Origin of the sequence: Aeromicrobium sp. PE09-221, from assembly GCF_002174305.1 — a bacterium.
GTDB lineage: Bacteria > Actinomycetota > Actinomycetes > Propionibacteriales > Nocardioidaceae > Aeromicrobium.
The window spans coordinates 1-13957 of the sequence record NZ_MIJB01000033.1; the positions used below are offsets into that span (position 1 = coordinate 1).

At 68.0% G+C, this 13957-nt stretch carries 17 protein-coding genes and 4 tRNA genes; 14 read left to right on the forward strand and 7 right to left on the reverse strand.

Annotated features, from left to right (window positions below):
• Positions 1 to 1220, reverse strand: a 1220-nt coding sequence (locus tag BHE97_RS17660; RefSeq protein WP_087625366.1) for a serine/threonine-protein kinase, incomplete at its 3' end; no start/stop codon positions are given.
• An 88-nt stretch (positions 1221 to 1308) separates the two neighbouring features.
• Between BHE97_RS17660 and BHE97_RS17665 the strand changes: the two genes are divergently transcribed.
• A complete protein-coding gene (locus tag BHE97_RS17665) occupies positions 1309 to 1893 on the forward strand; it encodes a class I SAM-dependent methyltransferase (RefSeq protein ID WP_087625367.1) in 585 nt (194 codons plus the stop codon).
• Positions 1894 to 1934: 41 nt separating this feature from the next.
• Here the strand turns inward: BHE97_RS17665 and BHE97_RS17670 are convergent, their stop codons facing one another.
• Positions 1935 to 2426: a YajQ family cyclic di-GMP-binding protein gene (locus tag BHE97_RS17670; RefSeq protein ID WP_087625368.1), complete on the reverse strand. Its 492-nt coding sequence runs from the start codon at positions 2424 to 2426 to the stop codon at positions 1935 to 1937.
• A gap of 94 nt (positions 2427 to 2520) precedes the next feature.
• Between BHE97_RS17670 and BHE97_RS17675 the strand changes: the two genes are divergently transcribed.
• Positions 2521 to 2602: transfer RNA gene (locus tag BHE97_RS17675), tRNA-Tyr, on the forward strand.
• A gap of 277 nt (positions 2603 to 2879) precedes the next feature.
• Here BHE97_RS17675 and BHE97_RS17680 read toward each other — a convergent pair.
• Together BHE97_RS17680 and BHE97_RS17685 are read right to left on the reverse strand one after the other, a co-directional pair.
• Positions 2880 to 3518: a histone deacetylase gene (locus tag BHE97_RS17680; RefSeq protein WP_236757771.1), complete on the reverse strand. Its 639-nt coding sequence runs from the start codon at positions 3516 to 3518 to the stop codon at positions 2880 to 2882.
• A gap of 88 nt (positions 3519 to 3606) precedes the next feature.
• On the reverse strand, positions 3607 to 4464 hold the full coding sequence (locus BHE97_RS17685) for a sulfurtransferase (protein WP_087625369.1): 858 nt from the start codon (positions 4462 to 4464) through the stop codon (positions 3607 to 3609).
• Between the two features lie 270 nt (positions 4465 to 4734).
• On the opposite strand from BHE97_RS17685, the gene BHE97_RS17690 reads away from it, so the two are divergent.
• From BHE97_RS17690 to BHE97_RS17710, 5 genes are all read left to right on the forward strand, one after another.
• A complete protein-coding gene (locus BHE97_RS17690; protein WP_236757772.1) occupies positions 4735 to 5757 on the forward strand; it encodes a quinone-dependent dihydroorotate dehydrogenase in 1023 nt (340 codons plus the stop codon).
• 86 nt (positions 5758 to 5843) lie between these two features.
• A tRNA-Thr gene (locus tag BHE97_RS17695) sits at positions 5844 to 5919 on the forward strand.
• A 45-nt stretch (positions 5920 to 5964) separates the two neighbouring features.
• Positions 5965 to 6041: transfer RNA gene (locus BHE97_RS17700), tRNA-Met, on the forward strand.
• A gap of 49 nt (positions 6042 to 6090) precedes the next feature.
• Positions 6091 to 6261, forward strand: coding sequence for a 50S ribosomal protein L33 (gene rpmG / locus BHE97_RS17705; RefSeq protein ID WP_087625371.1), 171 nt, complete (start codon positions 6091 to 6093; stop codon positions 6259 to 6261).
• A 178-nt stretch (positions 6262 to 6439) separates the two neighbouring features.
• Entirely contained in the window at positions 6440 to 7459 is a 1020-nt protein-coding gene (locus BHE97_RS17710) for a UDP-N-acetylmuramate dehydrogenase (RefSeq protein WP_087625372.1), read from the forward strand.
• A 16-nt stretch (positions 7460 to 7475) separates the two neighbouring features.
• On the opposite strand, the gene BHE97_RS17715 is transcribed toward BHE97_RS17710, so the two are convergent.
• The 3 genes from BHE97_RS17715 to BHE97_RS17725 form a co-directional block, all read right to left on the reverse strand.
• The gene (locus BHE97_RS17715; protein ID WP_087625373.1) at positions 7476 to 7805 is read right to left on the reverse strand and encodes a DUF4190 domain-containing protein; all 330 of its coding nucleotides are present in this window, start codon (positions 7803 to 7805) and stop codon (positions 7476 to 7478) included.
• Positions 7802 to 8407 carry a DUF4190 domain-containing protein gene (locus BHE97_RS17720; RefSeq protein WP_201791514.1) on the reverse strand — a complete coding sequence of 202 codons (606 nt, stop codon included), beginning with the start codon at positions 8405 to 8407 and terminating at the stop codon, positions 7802 to 7804. The genes BHE97_RS17715 and BHE97_RS17720 overlap by 4 nt, the downstream gene beginning before the upstream one ends.
• A gap of 79 nt (positions 8408 to 8486) precedes the next feature.
• Entirely contained in the window at positions 8487 to 9536 is a 1050-nt protein-coding gene (locus BHE97_RS17725; protein ID WP_087625374.1) for an adenosine deaminase, read from the reverse strand.
• A gap of 156 nt (positions 9537 to 9692) precedes the next feature.
• Between BHE97_RS17725 and BHE97_RS17730 the strand changes: the two genes are divergently transcribed.
• From BHE97_RS17730 to rplJ, 7 genes are all read left to right on the forward strand, one after another.
• Positions 9693 to 9765 (forward strand) — tRNA-Trp (locus BHE97_RS17730).
• A gap of 35 nt (positions 9766 to 9800) precedes the next feature.
• Positions 9801 to 10022 (forward strand): preprotein translocase subunit SecE, encoded by a 222-nt coding sequence (secE, locus tag BHE97_RS17735; protein ID WP_087625375.1) that lies wholly within the window; start codon positions 9801 to 9803, stop codon positions 10020 to 10022.
• A gap of 15 nt (positions 10023 to 10037) precedes the next feature.
• Entirely contained in the window at positions 10038 to 10802 is a 765-nt protein-coding gene (gene nusG / locus BHE97_RS17740) for a transcription termination/antitermination protein NusG (protein WP_087625376.1), read from the forward strand.
• A gap of 59 nt (positions 10803 to 10861) precedes the next feature.
• Complete coding sequence (gene rplK, locus BHE97_RS17745; protein WP_087625377.1) at positions 10862 to 11290, forward strand: 50S ribosomal protein L11; 429 nt, start codon at positions 10862 to 10864, stop codon at positions 11288 to 11290.
• Between the two features lie 67 nt (positions 11291 to 11357).
• Positions 11358 to 12071, forward strand: coding sequence for a 50S ribosomal protein L1 (gene rplA, locus BHE97_RS17750; protein ID WP_087625378.1), 714 nt, complete (start codon positions 11358 to 11360; stop codon positions 12069 to 12071).
• 122 nt (positions 12072 to 12193) lie between these two features.
• Positions 12194 to 13000 carry a hypothetical protein gene (locus BHE97_RS17755; RefSeq protein WP_087625379.1) on the forward strand — a complete coding sequence of 269 codons (807 nt, stop codon included), beginning with the start codon at positions 12194 to 12196 and terminating at the stop codon, positions 12998 to 13000.
• A 288-nt stretch (positions 13001 to 13288) separates the two neighbouring features.
• On the forward strand, positions 13289 to 13900 hold the full coding sequence (rplJ, locus tag BHE97_RS17760; RefSeq protein ID WP_087625380.1) for a 50S ribosomal protein L10: 612 nt from the start codon (positions 13289 to 13291) through the stop codon (positions 13898 to 13900).
• Positions 13901 to 13957 lie beyond the last annotated feature (57 nt).

The window sequence follows — 13957 nt, forward strand, 5'->3', positions numbered from 1 at the left end:
ATCGGAGGCAGCGCCGGGGTGGTCGGCGTCGTCCTCGTGGGGGACGGTTCAGGCGGGGTCGTCACCGTCACCGTGGGAGTCGGCTCGGCCGGGGTCTCATCGCCCTCCTGCGCGAGTGCCCACCAGACGACTCCGATGGCCAGGAGGATCACCAGCACCACGACGACCCACGGGAGCCAGCGGCGCCAGGCCGGTGGAGCACCCGTCGTCGAGTCCTTCGGCTCGTCAGTACCGGCCATCGCGGGATCGCCCACGGCAGTGGCACTCACCGTCGTGGCACCGAACGCGGGGGCGTCGACCGCGGTGCCGGCCACCATGGTCCCGTCGTCGACGGCAGCGTGCACCGCGGTCGCGTCTCCGAGTCCGGCAGCGGCGATGACCGCGGCGACATCACCGCCCGCGGCCAGTGTGCTGAGGGCGGTGCTGGCCTGGGCCGCGTCGAGGCGCTGGTTGGGGTCGCGGCGGGTCATCGCGTCGAGCACCAACCCCCAGTCGCGTCCGAGCTCTGCGGGGACTTCGGGCTGGCGGTGCAGTCGGGCCGAGAGCGTCTCGACCTGCGAACCGGGGAACGGGTTCTCCCCGGTGAGCGCCTCGAGCAGCACCAAGGCGAGCGCGTAGACATCGGCGCGCGGTCCCACCGGCTCCAGGACGGCCTGCTCAGGGCTGAGGTACTTCGCCGTCCCGACGAGGATGTCCGGCGAGGTGAGCCGGGTTCCCTCCAGGTAACGAGAGACCCCGAAGTCTGTGAGCTTCACCCGAGGCTGGTCACCCGCGAGCAGCATGACATTGGAGGGCTTGATGTCGCGGTGGATGACATTGGCGTCGTGGAGGACGGCGAGGGCCGCGGCGATCTGCGCGCCGATCTCGGCGACCACCCCCGAGGGCAGAGGTCCGTCGGCGAGGGCGGCGGTGAGGGTCTTGCCGTCGACGAACTCCATGACCAGGTAGGGCTGGTCGCCGTCGGGGCGGACATCGTAGATGCTGACGAGGCCCGGTGCCGACACCCCGGCGCCGATGCGCGCCTCGAGCTCGTGCCGGCGCAGTGCCTCGGCATCGTCCAGGCCCGTGCCCCAGCGCATGATCTTGACTGCCACGATCCGCTTGAGCAGCTGATCCTCGGCGCGGTACACATCAGCCATGCCGCCGCGCCCGACGAGTGACACTAGTCGGTAGCGACCGTCGAGGACGTCGCCGCTGCGATCGTCGAGCGGCTCGCTCATGGTCCTCCTTCACCGGGTCGCTGACGCACCATGTCCCATTGTGCTGAGCGGAGGAAATCCCCGCAGGGTGCTGAGGGACACTGGAGGCATGTCGACCCCACGTTGGTTCAGCGAGACCTCGCCGACTCATTCGCAGTGGTACGTCGAGCGGTTCCGTTCGCTCGCGGCCGAAGGCGCTGATCTGACGGGAGAGGCTCGTCTCGTCGATGCCGTCGTCAAGCCGGGTTCGCGTGTCCTCGATGCGGGGTGCGGGCCGGGGCGTATCGCCGGCGAATTGCATCGCCGAGGCCACGAGGTCACGGGTGTGGACGTCGATCCGGTGCTGATCGAGGCGGCCGAGGTCGACCATCCCGGGCCGCGGTATCGCGTGGCCGATCTCGCCGAGCTCGATCTAGGTGAGGAACGGTTCGATGCGGCGGTCTGCGCGGGAAATGTGCTGGTCTTCGTCGCTCCGGGCACGGAGAGCCGCGTGCTCGCCCGGATCGCCGCCCATCTGGTGGAGGGCGGGAAGTTGCTGGTCGGATTCCGGCTCGACCGCGAGTATGCGCTGGCCGACCTGGATGGCGATGCACAGGCGGCTCGGCTGGAGCTGACGCAGCGCTTCGCGACCTGGGATCTCGAACCCTTCGTTGAGGGCGCGGACTTCGCCGTCAGCCTCTTCCGCCGGATCTAACCTCGCCTCACCGTCCCAGGGCGAAGGTATCGCGAGCGAGGTCAGCGGTAGTTGGTGAACTGCACCGCGAAGTCGAGATCGGCGCCCTTGATGAGCGCGATGACGGCCTGCAGGTCGTCGCGCTTCTTGCTGGTGACCCGCAGCTCATCGCCCTGGATCTGCGCCTTGACGCCCTTGGGGCCCTCATCGCGGATGAGCTTGGTGAGCTTCTTGGCCTGCTCGGTGCTGATGCCCTGGCCGAAGGAGCCGTTGAGCTTCACGTCCTTGCCGGACTGACGGGGTTCATCGGTGTCGAGGGCCTTGAGCGAGATCCCGCGCTTGACGAGCTTCTCCTTGAAGACGTCGAGGATAGCCAGGGCGCGCTCTTCGGCGTTCGCCGTGATCTCGATACCGAACTCGCCCTTCCACTCGATCGCGGCACCCGTTCCCTTGAAGTCGTAGCGCGTCGCGATCTCCTTCGCGGCCTGGTTGAGGGCGTTGTCGGCCTCCTGACGGTCGACCTTGCTGACGATGTCGAAGGACGAATCGGCCATGGGTGATCTCGCTTCCTGTCCGGTCGGGGCTGGTGGTCACCACCCTAGAGGTCTGCGGTAGTGTTGCTGACTGTCGCCCTCGGGTGACATCCCCGGCAGGTTGCCCGAGCGGCCAAAGGGAGCTGACTGTAAATCAGCCGGCATTGCCTTCAGAGGTTCGAATCCTCTACCTGCCACGGAATGACAAGGGCCTCCGATCCGTAGATCGGAGGCCCTCGTCATTCCCGGCCCTTGCGCGAGAGTTGATGGAAACCGTTTAACCTCTCGGTGATTTCGTCAATGACGTCCTCGGCGTCCATCTGCAACGAGCTCATCAGCGCATACGCGACGGGTCGCTGCCTGCTCAGCGTTTCGGGCATCAGTGGTCGAGCGACCTCAATGACACGGAGGCCATCGCCTTGCCACAGGCGACGGCGCTCGAACGGGCTGCCGATCTCGGCTGATGAGGACGCTTCAGCTGCTCGGGAGGACCCGCGCGAAGTAGGCGGCGGTGCGGTCCTCGTCCCAGCCGTGGGATTCCCTGAGCCCCGCGGCGAGCATCGCCAGATAGGCCGGTGACGGAGCATTGTGCTCTAGGGCGTCGCGGCCGTGCGGTGCAGTGAAGGTCAGCATCGGCAACCCGTCGCGGCGACCGACCTCGATGAGGGTCTCGTAGCGGCCGGGGCCCGTCTCATGTCGAGCTCCATGACCGCCGAGCCCATCGAGGACGAGGCGTTCCAGGGGATCGCCTTCGCGTGGAATGCGGTGCATCTCCTGTGCGGCGATGTCGACGAACTGTCCGGCGGTGACCAGATGGGCCCGGGCCGCGGTCGGTCCAGGCGTGAGGTGATCGTAGAAGGCCACTCCACCACCCCATTGGGGCGACTCACCCGCGAAATAGAGGGCGCCGGGCAGATCGACGCCGACCGAGGCAAGCGGCGGGCGGGGGTCGCGGGCTCCGGGATTGCGGCGAGTGCCCCCGGGGGGTGTGCCGCCTTCGAGGTAGATCTGCAGCCGGTCGGCAGCGAGATTCGATCCGTAGCTGACGTACCAGACGAGGTCACCCCGGTGCGGAAGGACGGTCTCCTGCATGGGCGCGGTCGACTCGCTCATGGAGATCCAGGCTAGCGGGCGGTGGGTAGGCGTCCGTCCTCGCCGAGGATTGGACGCCTACCCACCGGTCGAGCCGAGGATTGGACGCTTACTCACCGCCCATCCGGGGATCAGGAATCTCGAGGGGACGGGAGGGATCTGCGGTCCACTCGGTCATCGAGCCGTCGTAGATCGCCACGTCGCCCCGTCCGGCCGCGAGCAGCGCGAAGGCCGCCGCGGTCGCCGCGATGCCGCCGCCGCAGTAGGTCACGGGACGTACCGCGGGATCGAGGGCGCCTGCTGCCGCGAAGATCTCGCGCAACGCACCGGCATCCTTCAGGGTGCCGTTCTCTTGTACGAGGCTCGCGAAGGGGACGTTCACGCTGCCGGGAATGTGTCCGCGAGCGAAGTCCTCGGGAGCGAGCGCGTTGACCAGCAGCACTCCGTCGTCGTCGATCGCCGCCTCGACCTCCGTGGTGGAGACGACGCGGTCGGGACGCCGCCGCGCGGTGAAGGTGGCCGCCGGCAGGCGGACCTCACCGGACTCGGTGGACAACCCGGCCGCCTTCCACGCCGCGAGACCGCCGTCGAGCACCTTCACCCGGTCGAAGCCCTCGTATCCGAGGTGCCACCACAGGCGAGTCGCCCAGATGCCATTGGCGTGGTCGTACACCACGACCGTGTCCTCATCGCCGATGCCGGCGTCACCGAGGACCTCGGCGAAGCGCTCGGAGTCCACGGGCGTGAAACGGATGGGGGTGTCGTCGCGGCTGAGCGCGGCGTCCTGGTCGACGAAGACGGCGCCGGGGATGTGCTCGGCTCGGTAGGTCTCGTCCGCGGAGGCGATGTGCGCGCCGTTCTCATCGAAGGACAGATGCACCGTGGCATCGACGATGCGAAGGCGGGGGTCATCGAGGTGGTCGGCCAGCCAAGCGGCGTCGACGAGGGGGAGAGTGGGCTCGGTCATATGCCGCACCGTACTCCGCGCGCGAGGCACGCCAACCGGCATGTCACCTGCTGGACGCCGGGAGCGTGTCCGGGGCCCAGGCCGGTGAGTCGGCCGGAGGCGCCGCGAGCTGCTGCCAGTGCGAGCGCGATGTGAGCGACCCTGTAACGGCGACCAGCGCTGCACCGAGGAGAGCCGCGACATAAGCCGGCCGGGTCCAGGCGTCGATCACGCCCCTGGACTGACCGAGCCGCGTCGGGGATGCCGTGCGACGGGCCTTACGCTGGCCTCGTGGTTTACGGCGCCTTCTTCGACACGGTCTTCCGCCGCATGGATCCCGAGAACGCGCATCACCGTGCCTTCCGTGCGATCCGTGCCGCCCGCCCCCTCACCCCGCTCGCCTTCCGGGTGCCCGACCGTCCGGTCGAGGTGATGGGGGTCCGCTTCCCGCATCGCTTCGGCCTCGCCGCCGGTTTCGACAAGGACGCGCGCGGTGTCGTGCCCTTGCTCAATCTCGGATTCGGGCATGTGGAGATCGGGACGGTGACCGCGCGGCCGCAGCCGGGCAACGAGCGACCGCGGCTGTTCCGGCTCGTCGACGATCGCGCCATCGTCAACCGGATGGGCTTCAACAACGACGGTGCCGCAGAGGTGGCGTCGCGGCTCCACCGCCTGCGCGGCACCAAGGCCGGGCGCCGAGCGGTGATCGGCGTCAACATCGGCAAGACCAAGGTGGTCCCCGCAGAGCGCGCGGTCGACGACTACGCGGAGAGCGCGAGGCTCCTCGCCCCGTTCGCGGACTATCTGGTCGTGAACGTGTCATCGCCCAACACGCCCGGTCTGCGCGACCTGCAGTCCGTCGACTCCTTGCGGCCGATCCTCACCGCGGTCCACGAGATCGCCGATCGGGTCGGCGGGGGAGTGCCCCTCGTGGTCAAGATCGCCCCGGACCTCGCCGATGACGATGTCGACGCGGTCGCCGATCTCGCCCTGGAACTGGAGCTGGACGGTATCACCGCCGCCAACACCACGGTGGCGCGCCCACAGAGCCTGCGGACCTCGCGCGCCGAGATCGACCGGATCGGCGCGGGGGGCCTGTCCGGTCCGATCCTGGCCGACCGGGCCACCGAGATGCTCTCGCGGCTGCGTGCTCGCGTCGGCGACCGGCTCGCGCTCATCGCCGTCGGCGGGGTGAGCACCCCGGACGACGTCCGCGCCCGGATCGCCGCCGGCGCCGACCTCGTCCAGGCCTACACGGCCTTCGCCTATGAGGGGCCTGCGTGGCCATCGAGGATGGCCCGCGCAGCCCTGTGATCCGAGGCTTTTCCGCCGCCCGCCGACCCCGAGGGGACCCCGGTTTGGGCGGTGTAGGGGGATCCTGTAGTGTTAATCCTCGGCCCGCCCCTTTAGCTCAGTCGGCAGAGCGTTTCCATGGTAAGGAAAAGGTCTACGGTTCGATTCCGTAAAGGGGCTCCAAGGCACGGGCGACCGTGTCGAACGGTGGCGGATATCCGTCCCCGTGGCGGGGTAGCTCAGGTGGTTAGAGCACACGGCTCATAATCGTGGTGTCGCGGGTTCGAGTCCCGCCCCCGCTACCACTGAACTTCATATCCGCAGCAAGCACCCCGATCCAAGAAGAGGCACACCGTGGCCAGCAAGAGCTCCGACGTTCGTCCCAAGATCACCTTGGCGTGCACCGAGTGCAAGGAACGCAACTACATCACGAAGAAGAACCGTCGCAACGATCCCGATCGTCTCGAGATGAAGAAGTTCTGCCCGCGCTGCGGCACGCACCGCGATCACCGCGAGACGCGCTGATATCAGCTGTCCTCGACGACCCCCGGCCCTCGGCCGGGGGTCGTCGTCGTTTCCGAGGTGCGGGCCCAGCTCAGATGTGGCCAGTTGTGGCCCGTTTTGCCGTAGCGAAGGGGGCCATAACTGGCCGAAACCCGAGGGTCGCACCTGGCCCTGCCCTCCCCCTGCTAGCGTCGCGCGAGTGGAGCTTGCTGAGGTGACGACGCTGCGGCTGGGAGGCCCGGCGCGCACGGTGATCGAGGCGACGGACGAGCGGACCCTCCGGGATGCCGTCGCCGTGGCCGATGAGGCTGCCGATCCGCTGCTCCTCGTCGGTGGCGGGAGCAATCTCGTGGTGGCCGATGAAGGCTTCGACGGCACCGTCGTCCTCGTGCGCACCCGCGGCATCCATATCGAGTCCGATGCCTGCAGCGGTGCGATGGTGACGGTCGCGGCGGGGGAGACCTGGGACGACCTCGTCGCGCGGGCCGTGGCCGAGGAGTGGATCGGGGTCGAGGCGCTCTCGGGCATCCCCGGCTCGGTCGGAGCGACGCCGATCCAGAATGTCGGTGCCTACGGCCAGGAGGTCGCGGACACCATCGTGTCCGTCCGGGTCTACGACCGCTACGAGCGCGCCATCCGCACGATCGCCCACGCCGACTGCGGCTTCGGCTACCGGACGAGCCGCTTCAAGGAGCAGCCCCAGCGCTATGTCGTCCTGGAGGTGACCTTCCAGTTCCGGCTCGGAAATCTCGGCGCTCCGATCCGCTATGCCGAGCTGGCGCGCACGCTCGGCGTCGAGCTCGGCGAGCGCCCGCCCGCGGCGGAGATCCGCCAGGCCGTACTGGCGCTGCGCCGGGGCAAGGGCATGGTGTTGGATGAGCGCGATCACGACACGTGGAGCGCCGGATCCTTCTTCACCAACCCGTTCCTCACGCCCGAGCAGGCCCGGCTATTGCCCGGTGAAGCCCCCCGCTTCGAGCAGGCCGACGGGCGGATCAAGACGAGCGCCGCGTGGCTCATCGACCATGCCGGATTCGCCAAGGGCTACGGTGACGGTCCCGTCGGCCTGTCCTCCAAGCACGCGCTCGCCCTCACCCATCGGGGAGGAGGCTCGACCCATCAGCTGATCGACCTGGCACGCGAGGTGCGCGACGGCGTCGAGCAGCGTTTCGGGGTGCGCCTCGTCAACGAGCCGGTGCTCGTCGGCGTCTCCCTCTGATCGCGGGCAGCGATGCTCAGTAGCTCGAGCTGCTGGAGCTCGCCATCACGCCCAGGAAGCCGAAGAAGAGGACGGCGATGAGGATCAGCACGCTGATGCCGAGCAGCACGGTGGCGATGATGCCGAGGATCTTGCCGGCATTGGCCTCCGAACGCCCCTCATAGCGGCCCCCGGAGGCGTCGATCTCGCTGACCGCCTTGCCGCCGATGTACCAGGCGAACGGCCCGAGGATGCTGCAGATCACCAGGCCGAGGATGCCCAGCACGAGGGCCAGGGTCGACTGCGGGTGCTTCTCCGGAGGTCGCCAGCCGCCATTTCCCTGCGGGGCGGTGGGGTATGCGCTCATCGCAGGCCTCCGGAGATGTAGGTGGTGATGTCGTCATAGGGATCGTAGGAGGAGTCGAACGCTCCGGCGAGACCGAGGGTGACGAAGAAGCCGATCGCGAGGACCCCGAGGACGAGCAGCACGGTGCCGATGATGCCGAGGATTCGTCCCGCGCTGGCCTCAGAGCGTCCGGAATACTGCTGCGGCGCGGCATCGATCTCCTTGACGGCCTTGCCGCCGAGCCACCAGGCGAAGGGGGACAGTAGCGCCGGGAGGAGGCAGATGAAGGTGCCGACCAGCCCGACGATGCCGAGTACCAGCGATGTGGTGGCCTGCGGGTGCTTGGGTTGCTGCGGCCACTGCTGCTGGGGATAGGGCTGCGGATACGGCGAGGCCCCCTGGCCGTAGGGCTGTCCGTAACCGGGGTTGCCGTACTGGTCCTGCTGGGGCCGGCCATAGCCGGGCTGGCCCTGTTGGGGGTCGGGTTGGCCCCAGCCCTGCGGGGGTGGCCCGACAGGTCCGGGTGCGTCACCGCTCGGGCCGCTCGATCCGGCCTGGCCCGGGCCTTCGAAGGGGTCGGGCTCGTCCTGCCCCCACCCCGGGGGCGGATTCCGGTCGCTCATGCCGCCACCTCGCGAGAAGGGCCGATGGTAGCGAGGTGTCGGCATGAGAGCCGGTCGATGGTTCGCTCGGTGCGCTCGCTCATGGGGCCATCTTGTCACGTGCTGGCGGCAGGTCCGCGTCGGCGAGCCACGCGTCGATCCGCTCGAGGGCGTCCTCGCGCAGGGCGGCCGGAGCGTGCGAGGCGCGCAGTGACATCCGGGCCAGTTCCGCCAACTCGGCGTCGCTGAAGTCCTGGGCCGCCCGGAGCACCGCGTACTGGCCGGCCAAGCGGGTCCCGAACAACAGCGGATCGTCCGCCCCGAGCGCCACCTGCAGTCCGGCGGACAGCACCTCGCGGACCGGGATCTCGTCGAGGGTCTGGTACACGCCGAGGGAGACATTGGAGGTCGGGCACACCTCCAGCGCCACCTGCCGTTCGGCGAGCTCTTCGAGCAGCCGGGGATCCTCCGCCGATCGGATGCCGTGACCGAGACGGTCGGGATGCAGGTGCGTGAGACATTCGCGGACGTGCGCCGGGCCGCGGAGCTCACCACCGTGTGGGACGAGATCGAGTCCTGCTCGCTCGGCGATCGCGAAGGCCGGGCCGAAGGCCGCGGTGTCGCCGCGACGCTCGTCATTGGAGAGCCCGAAGCCGTGTACGCCGCGGCCGGCGTATTGAGCGGCAAGCCGGGCGAGGACCCGCGCATCGAGCGGGTGACGGGTCCGATTGGCGGCGATGACGACGCTCATCCCGAGACCCGTGAGCTCCGACGCGTCACGCACCGCATCGAGCACCAGTTCGGTGAAGTCCGTGATCCCGCCGAAGCGAGCGGCATAGCCGGAAGGATCGACCTGGATCTCCGTCCACACCGAGCCGTCGGCGGCATCGTCCTCGGCCGCCTCCCGGACCAGGCGGCGGACATCGTCCTCGGTGCGCAGCACCGACCGGGCGGTGTCGTACAAGCGCTGGAAGCGGAACCAGCCCTTCTCGTCGGCGGCCGTCAGCTCCGGAGGCCACTCCTCGACGAGCGCGGACGGCAGTCTCACACCGTCGCGCTCGGCCAGCTCGAGCAGCGTCCCGTGACGCATCGAACCGGTGAAGTGGAGGTGCAGGTGTGCCTTGGGCAGGTCGGAGATCGCGGGCCGCATCACGGTCAATCTTGGCACGTTCCCCGCCGGCTGCCCGATGGGCTGTGCGGAGCCGGTTCGACTCGGTGGGGCCTCACCCCGTACACTGGCACAAACCTGTGGATGACACGGTGTTCGGCCTGCCTGCGCGCAGGTCGTCCGCCGCGCGACACACCAAGGGCACTAGCTCAACTGGCAGAGCATCGGTCTCCAAAACCGAAGGTTGGGGGTTCAAGTCCCTCGTGCCCTGCAAGGACCAGACGAACGACCGATGAAGGAGCGACCGTGAGCGATCATCACGAACTGGCGGGTACCCGCGCCAAGCGCACGTCGCCGCTGACCTTCTATCGCCAGGTCGTCGCCGAGCTGCGCAAAGTCGTCTGGCCCACGCGCCCGCAGGTCGTCAACTACTTCTTCGTGGTCTTGACCTTCGTGCTCGTCATGATGGCCATCATCGCTGGCCTGGACTACGCCTTCGGTCAGCTGAACTTCTGGATCTTCGGCTAAGGACTTCGATTCACTGTGACCCAGGAACTTCCTGATGAGAACACCCCTGTCGACACCACCGAGGAGGCCGAGGCCGAGACGGTGAAGGCCGACGAGGCGGCGACGACCCCCACCACGGAGGAGCCGGCGGACGAGGTGGCCGGCGAGGACGCTCCCGCGGCAGACCCCCTCGAGGAGTTCCGCGAGCGGCTGCGTGGCCAGTTCGGCGACTGGTACGTGATCCACACCTATTCGGGGATGGAGAACCGGGTCAAGCAGAACCTGGAGAACCGCATCACCTCGCTCAACGCCGAGGACTATATCTTCGAGATCGTCGTGCCGACCGAGGAGGTCGCCGAGATCAAGAACGGTCAGCGCAAGCTCGTCAAGCGCACCGTGCTGCCCGGCTACGTGCTGGTCCGCATGGATCTCACCGACGAGTCCTGGGGCGTCGTACGGCACACGCCGTCGGTCACCGGATTCGTGGGCAACTCGCACCAGCCCGTCCCGCTGAGCCTGGCGGAGGTCGAGCAGATGCTCGCCCCAGCGGTGGAGGCCGAGGTCGCGGCCGAGGCGGCTGCCGAGGAGGCCTCGGACTCGCCGCAGTCGAAGGCTCCCAAGCTCGAGTTCAGCGATTTCGCCGTCGGCGACTCCGTCATGGTGGTCGATGGTCCGTTCGCGACGCTGCACGCGACCATCACCGAAATGAACCTGGACGCCCAGCGCGTCAAGGCGCTCGTCGAGATCTTCGGCCGCGAGACACCGGTCGAGCTGAGCTTCGCTCAGATCCAGAAGGTCTGACCGCCCAGCGGTACGACCTCATCACCACAGCAGGAAATATCTAGTAAGGACCCACAGCAATGCCTCCCAAGAAGAAAGTCGCTGCCGTCGTCAAGGTGCAGCTGCAGGCCGGCCAGGCCAACCCGGCGCCCCCGGTCGGCACCGCGCTCGGCCCGCACGGTGTCAACATCATGGAGTTCTGCAAGGCGTACAACGCCGCGACGGAATCCATGCGCGGCAACGTGGTGCCCGTCGAGATCACGATCTACGAGGATCGTTCCTTCGACTTCATCACCAAGACGCCGCCGGCCGCCGAGCTCATCAAGAAGGCCGCCGGCCTGAGCAAGGGCTCGTCCGTGCCGCACCGTGACAAGGTCGGCAAGATCACGCAGGATCAGATCCGCGAGATCGCGCAGACCAAGCTCCCGGACCTGAACGCCAATGACGTCGAGGGCGCCATGAAGATCGTCGCGGGCACCGCGCGGTCCATGGGCGTCACCACCGACTGATACCACCCGACACCGTGGGAGGGTCGGCTGGACCCGCACCACACCTGGTCAGAAAGAGACACCAGACATGCCACAGCACAGCAAGGCGTACCGCGCCGTCGCGGCCAAGATCGATCGCGACCATCTCTACACCCCGCTCGAGGCGACCACGCTCGCCAAGGAGGCGGGCAGCAAGAATTACGACTCCACGGTGGATGTCTCGGTCCGCTTGGGTGTCGACCCCCGCAAGGCCGATCAGATGGTCCGCGGCACGGTCAACCTTCCGCACGGCACCGGCAAGACCGCCAGGGTCCTGGTCTTCGCCACCGGCGCCAATGCCGACGCCGCGCGTGAGGCCGGAGCCGATTTCGTGGGCTCCGATGACATGGTCGAGAAGGTCAGCGAGGGCTGGCTGGACTTCGACGCCGTCGTCGCCACCCCGGACATGATGGGCAAGGTCGGCCGTCTCGGTCGCGTCCTCGGTCCGCGCAACCTCATGCCGAACCCGAAGACGGGCACGGTGACCCCCGATGTCGCCAAGGCCGTCGGCGACATCAAGGGCGGCAAGATCGACTTCCGCGTCGACCGCCACGCCAACCTGCATTTCGTTATCGGCAAGGCGTCCTTCAGCGCCGAGCAGCTCGCGGAGAACTACGGTGCGGTGATCGACGAGATCATGCGGCTCAAGCCCTCGAGCTCCAAGGGTCGCTACCTCAAGAAGGTCACGGTCTCGACCAGCAACGGCCCGGGCATCCCGGTCGATCCGACGCATCTGCGCGATTTCGCCTCGCAGGACGCCTGAGCACCGCTCCCGTCACGACGGCGCCCCAGCCTCCACTGGAGGCGGGGGCGCCGTCGTGTCCGGACGAGCCGTCGCGTCACCCGGATCGGACAGCATGGTCCCGTCCCGGTAGGCTCCTGACCATGAGGAAGCTCCTGCCAGCACTGCTGGCCACGCTGGCCCTGTTGTTCGTCTCCGCGTGCGGATCCGATGATTCCGGCGGCGGCTCCGGCTCCTCCGAGGGGGTGGGCGAGGACAAGGGCGTCGAGCTGACGCAGGAGAACTTCGCCGAAGAGATCTCCAAGGCTCAGGTGGATGCCGGCACCGCGCACATGACGATGACGATGGACATGATGGGCACGCCGATCACCATGGAGGGTGACACGGTGCTGGCCGAGGATCCCGCTGACGTCGCGATGTCGCTGTCGATGGACATGGAAGGCATGGGTGCCCCCGAGGGCACCGCGATGGACATGCGGATGGTCGACCAGGTCATCTACATGAACATGGGCCAGATGACCCAGGACAAGTTCGTCAAGATCGATCTCACCGATGACTCGAACCCGCTCGGTGCGCAGTTCGACGACATCCTCGAGCAGTCGAACCCCGCCGCGCAGATCGAGGCGATGAACGAGTCCATCACCTCCTTCGAGGAGGCTGGCGACGGCGGCGAGATCGACGGCGTCTCGACCACCAAGTACAACCTGACCCTCGACGCCGCCAAGGTGATGGAGGAGCAGGGCCAGGACACGGTCGGCGCTCCGGAGACCTTCGAGTACGTCATGTACGTCGGCGACGACAACCTGCCGCGCCAGATGGACATCGAGATCCCGGGTATGGGCACCTCGACCATCGAGTGGAGCAACTGGGGCGAGGATGTCTCGATCGACGCTCCGTCCGATGACGAGATCACCGACCAGGACCCCTTCGCGGGAATGGCCGGCAGCTGATCTGAGCGATACGAGAGGGCGGGGTCGCGTTGCGGCCCCGCCTTTCATCGTCCCATGGCGACCCCGATTTGGAGTTCGAGGAGCCGCCGTCTACGATGGAGGCTGCCGAAGACCGCCGGTGGCGATTCACCCGAAGAGCCCCAAGCGCCCGTCTGGGCGGCCCGCGCAGGTGAGTGTACGTCTCCTGGGACTCGTAGAGTCCGAAGAAGCGTCCCGCGCCTGCGCTGGGGCGCTTTTGTCGTGTCGGGACCGGTCCTTTGGCATCGAACCAGTGCTGGAAGGAGACCCATGGCACGCCCGGACAAGACCGCCGCCGTCGCCGAGATCGCGGAGAGCTTCCGCGAGTCGAACGGTGTCGTTCTCACCGAGTACCGTGGCCTGACGGTCAAGCAGCTGCAGGAACTGCGGCGCTCGCTTGGTCAGGCCGCGAGCTATGCCGTCGCCAAGAACACGCTGACCAAGATCGCTGCCAAGGACGCCGGTGTCGAGCTCGCTGACGAGCTGCTCACCGGACCGACCGCCATCGCCTTCATCAACGGCGATGTGGTGGAAGCGGCCAAGGGACTGCGTGACTTCGCGAAGGCGAACACCCAGCTCGTCATCAAGGGCGGCTTCCTCGACGGGAAGTCGCTCTCGGCCGACGAGATCAACAAGCTGGCCGATCTCGAGTCGCGCGAGGTCCTCCTCGCCAAGCTCGCGGGCGGCATGAAGGCCAACCTGAGCAAGGCCGCGGCCCTGTTCCAGGCGCCGCTGTCCAAGACCGCCCGCACCGTGGCGGCTCTGCAGGACAAGGCTCAGGCCGATCCCAGCGTCCTCGCCGGTGGGGGAGCCCCCGCCGCCGAGGCCGCGACCGCCGATGAGGCCCCCGCGGCCGAGTCGGGTGAAAGCACCGAGGGCTGAACCGCCCGATCACCATCGGGGCCCCCTCGGGGTCTCACACTTAGAAAGGACGCCACA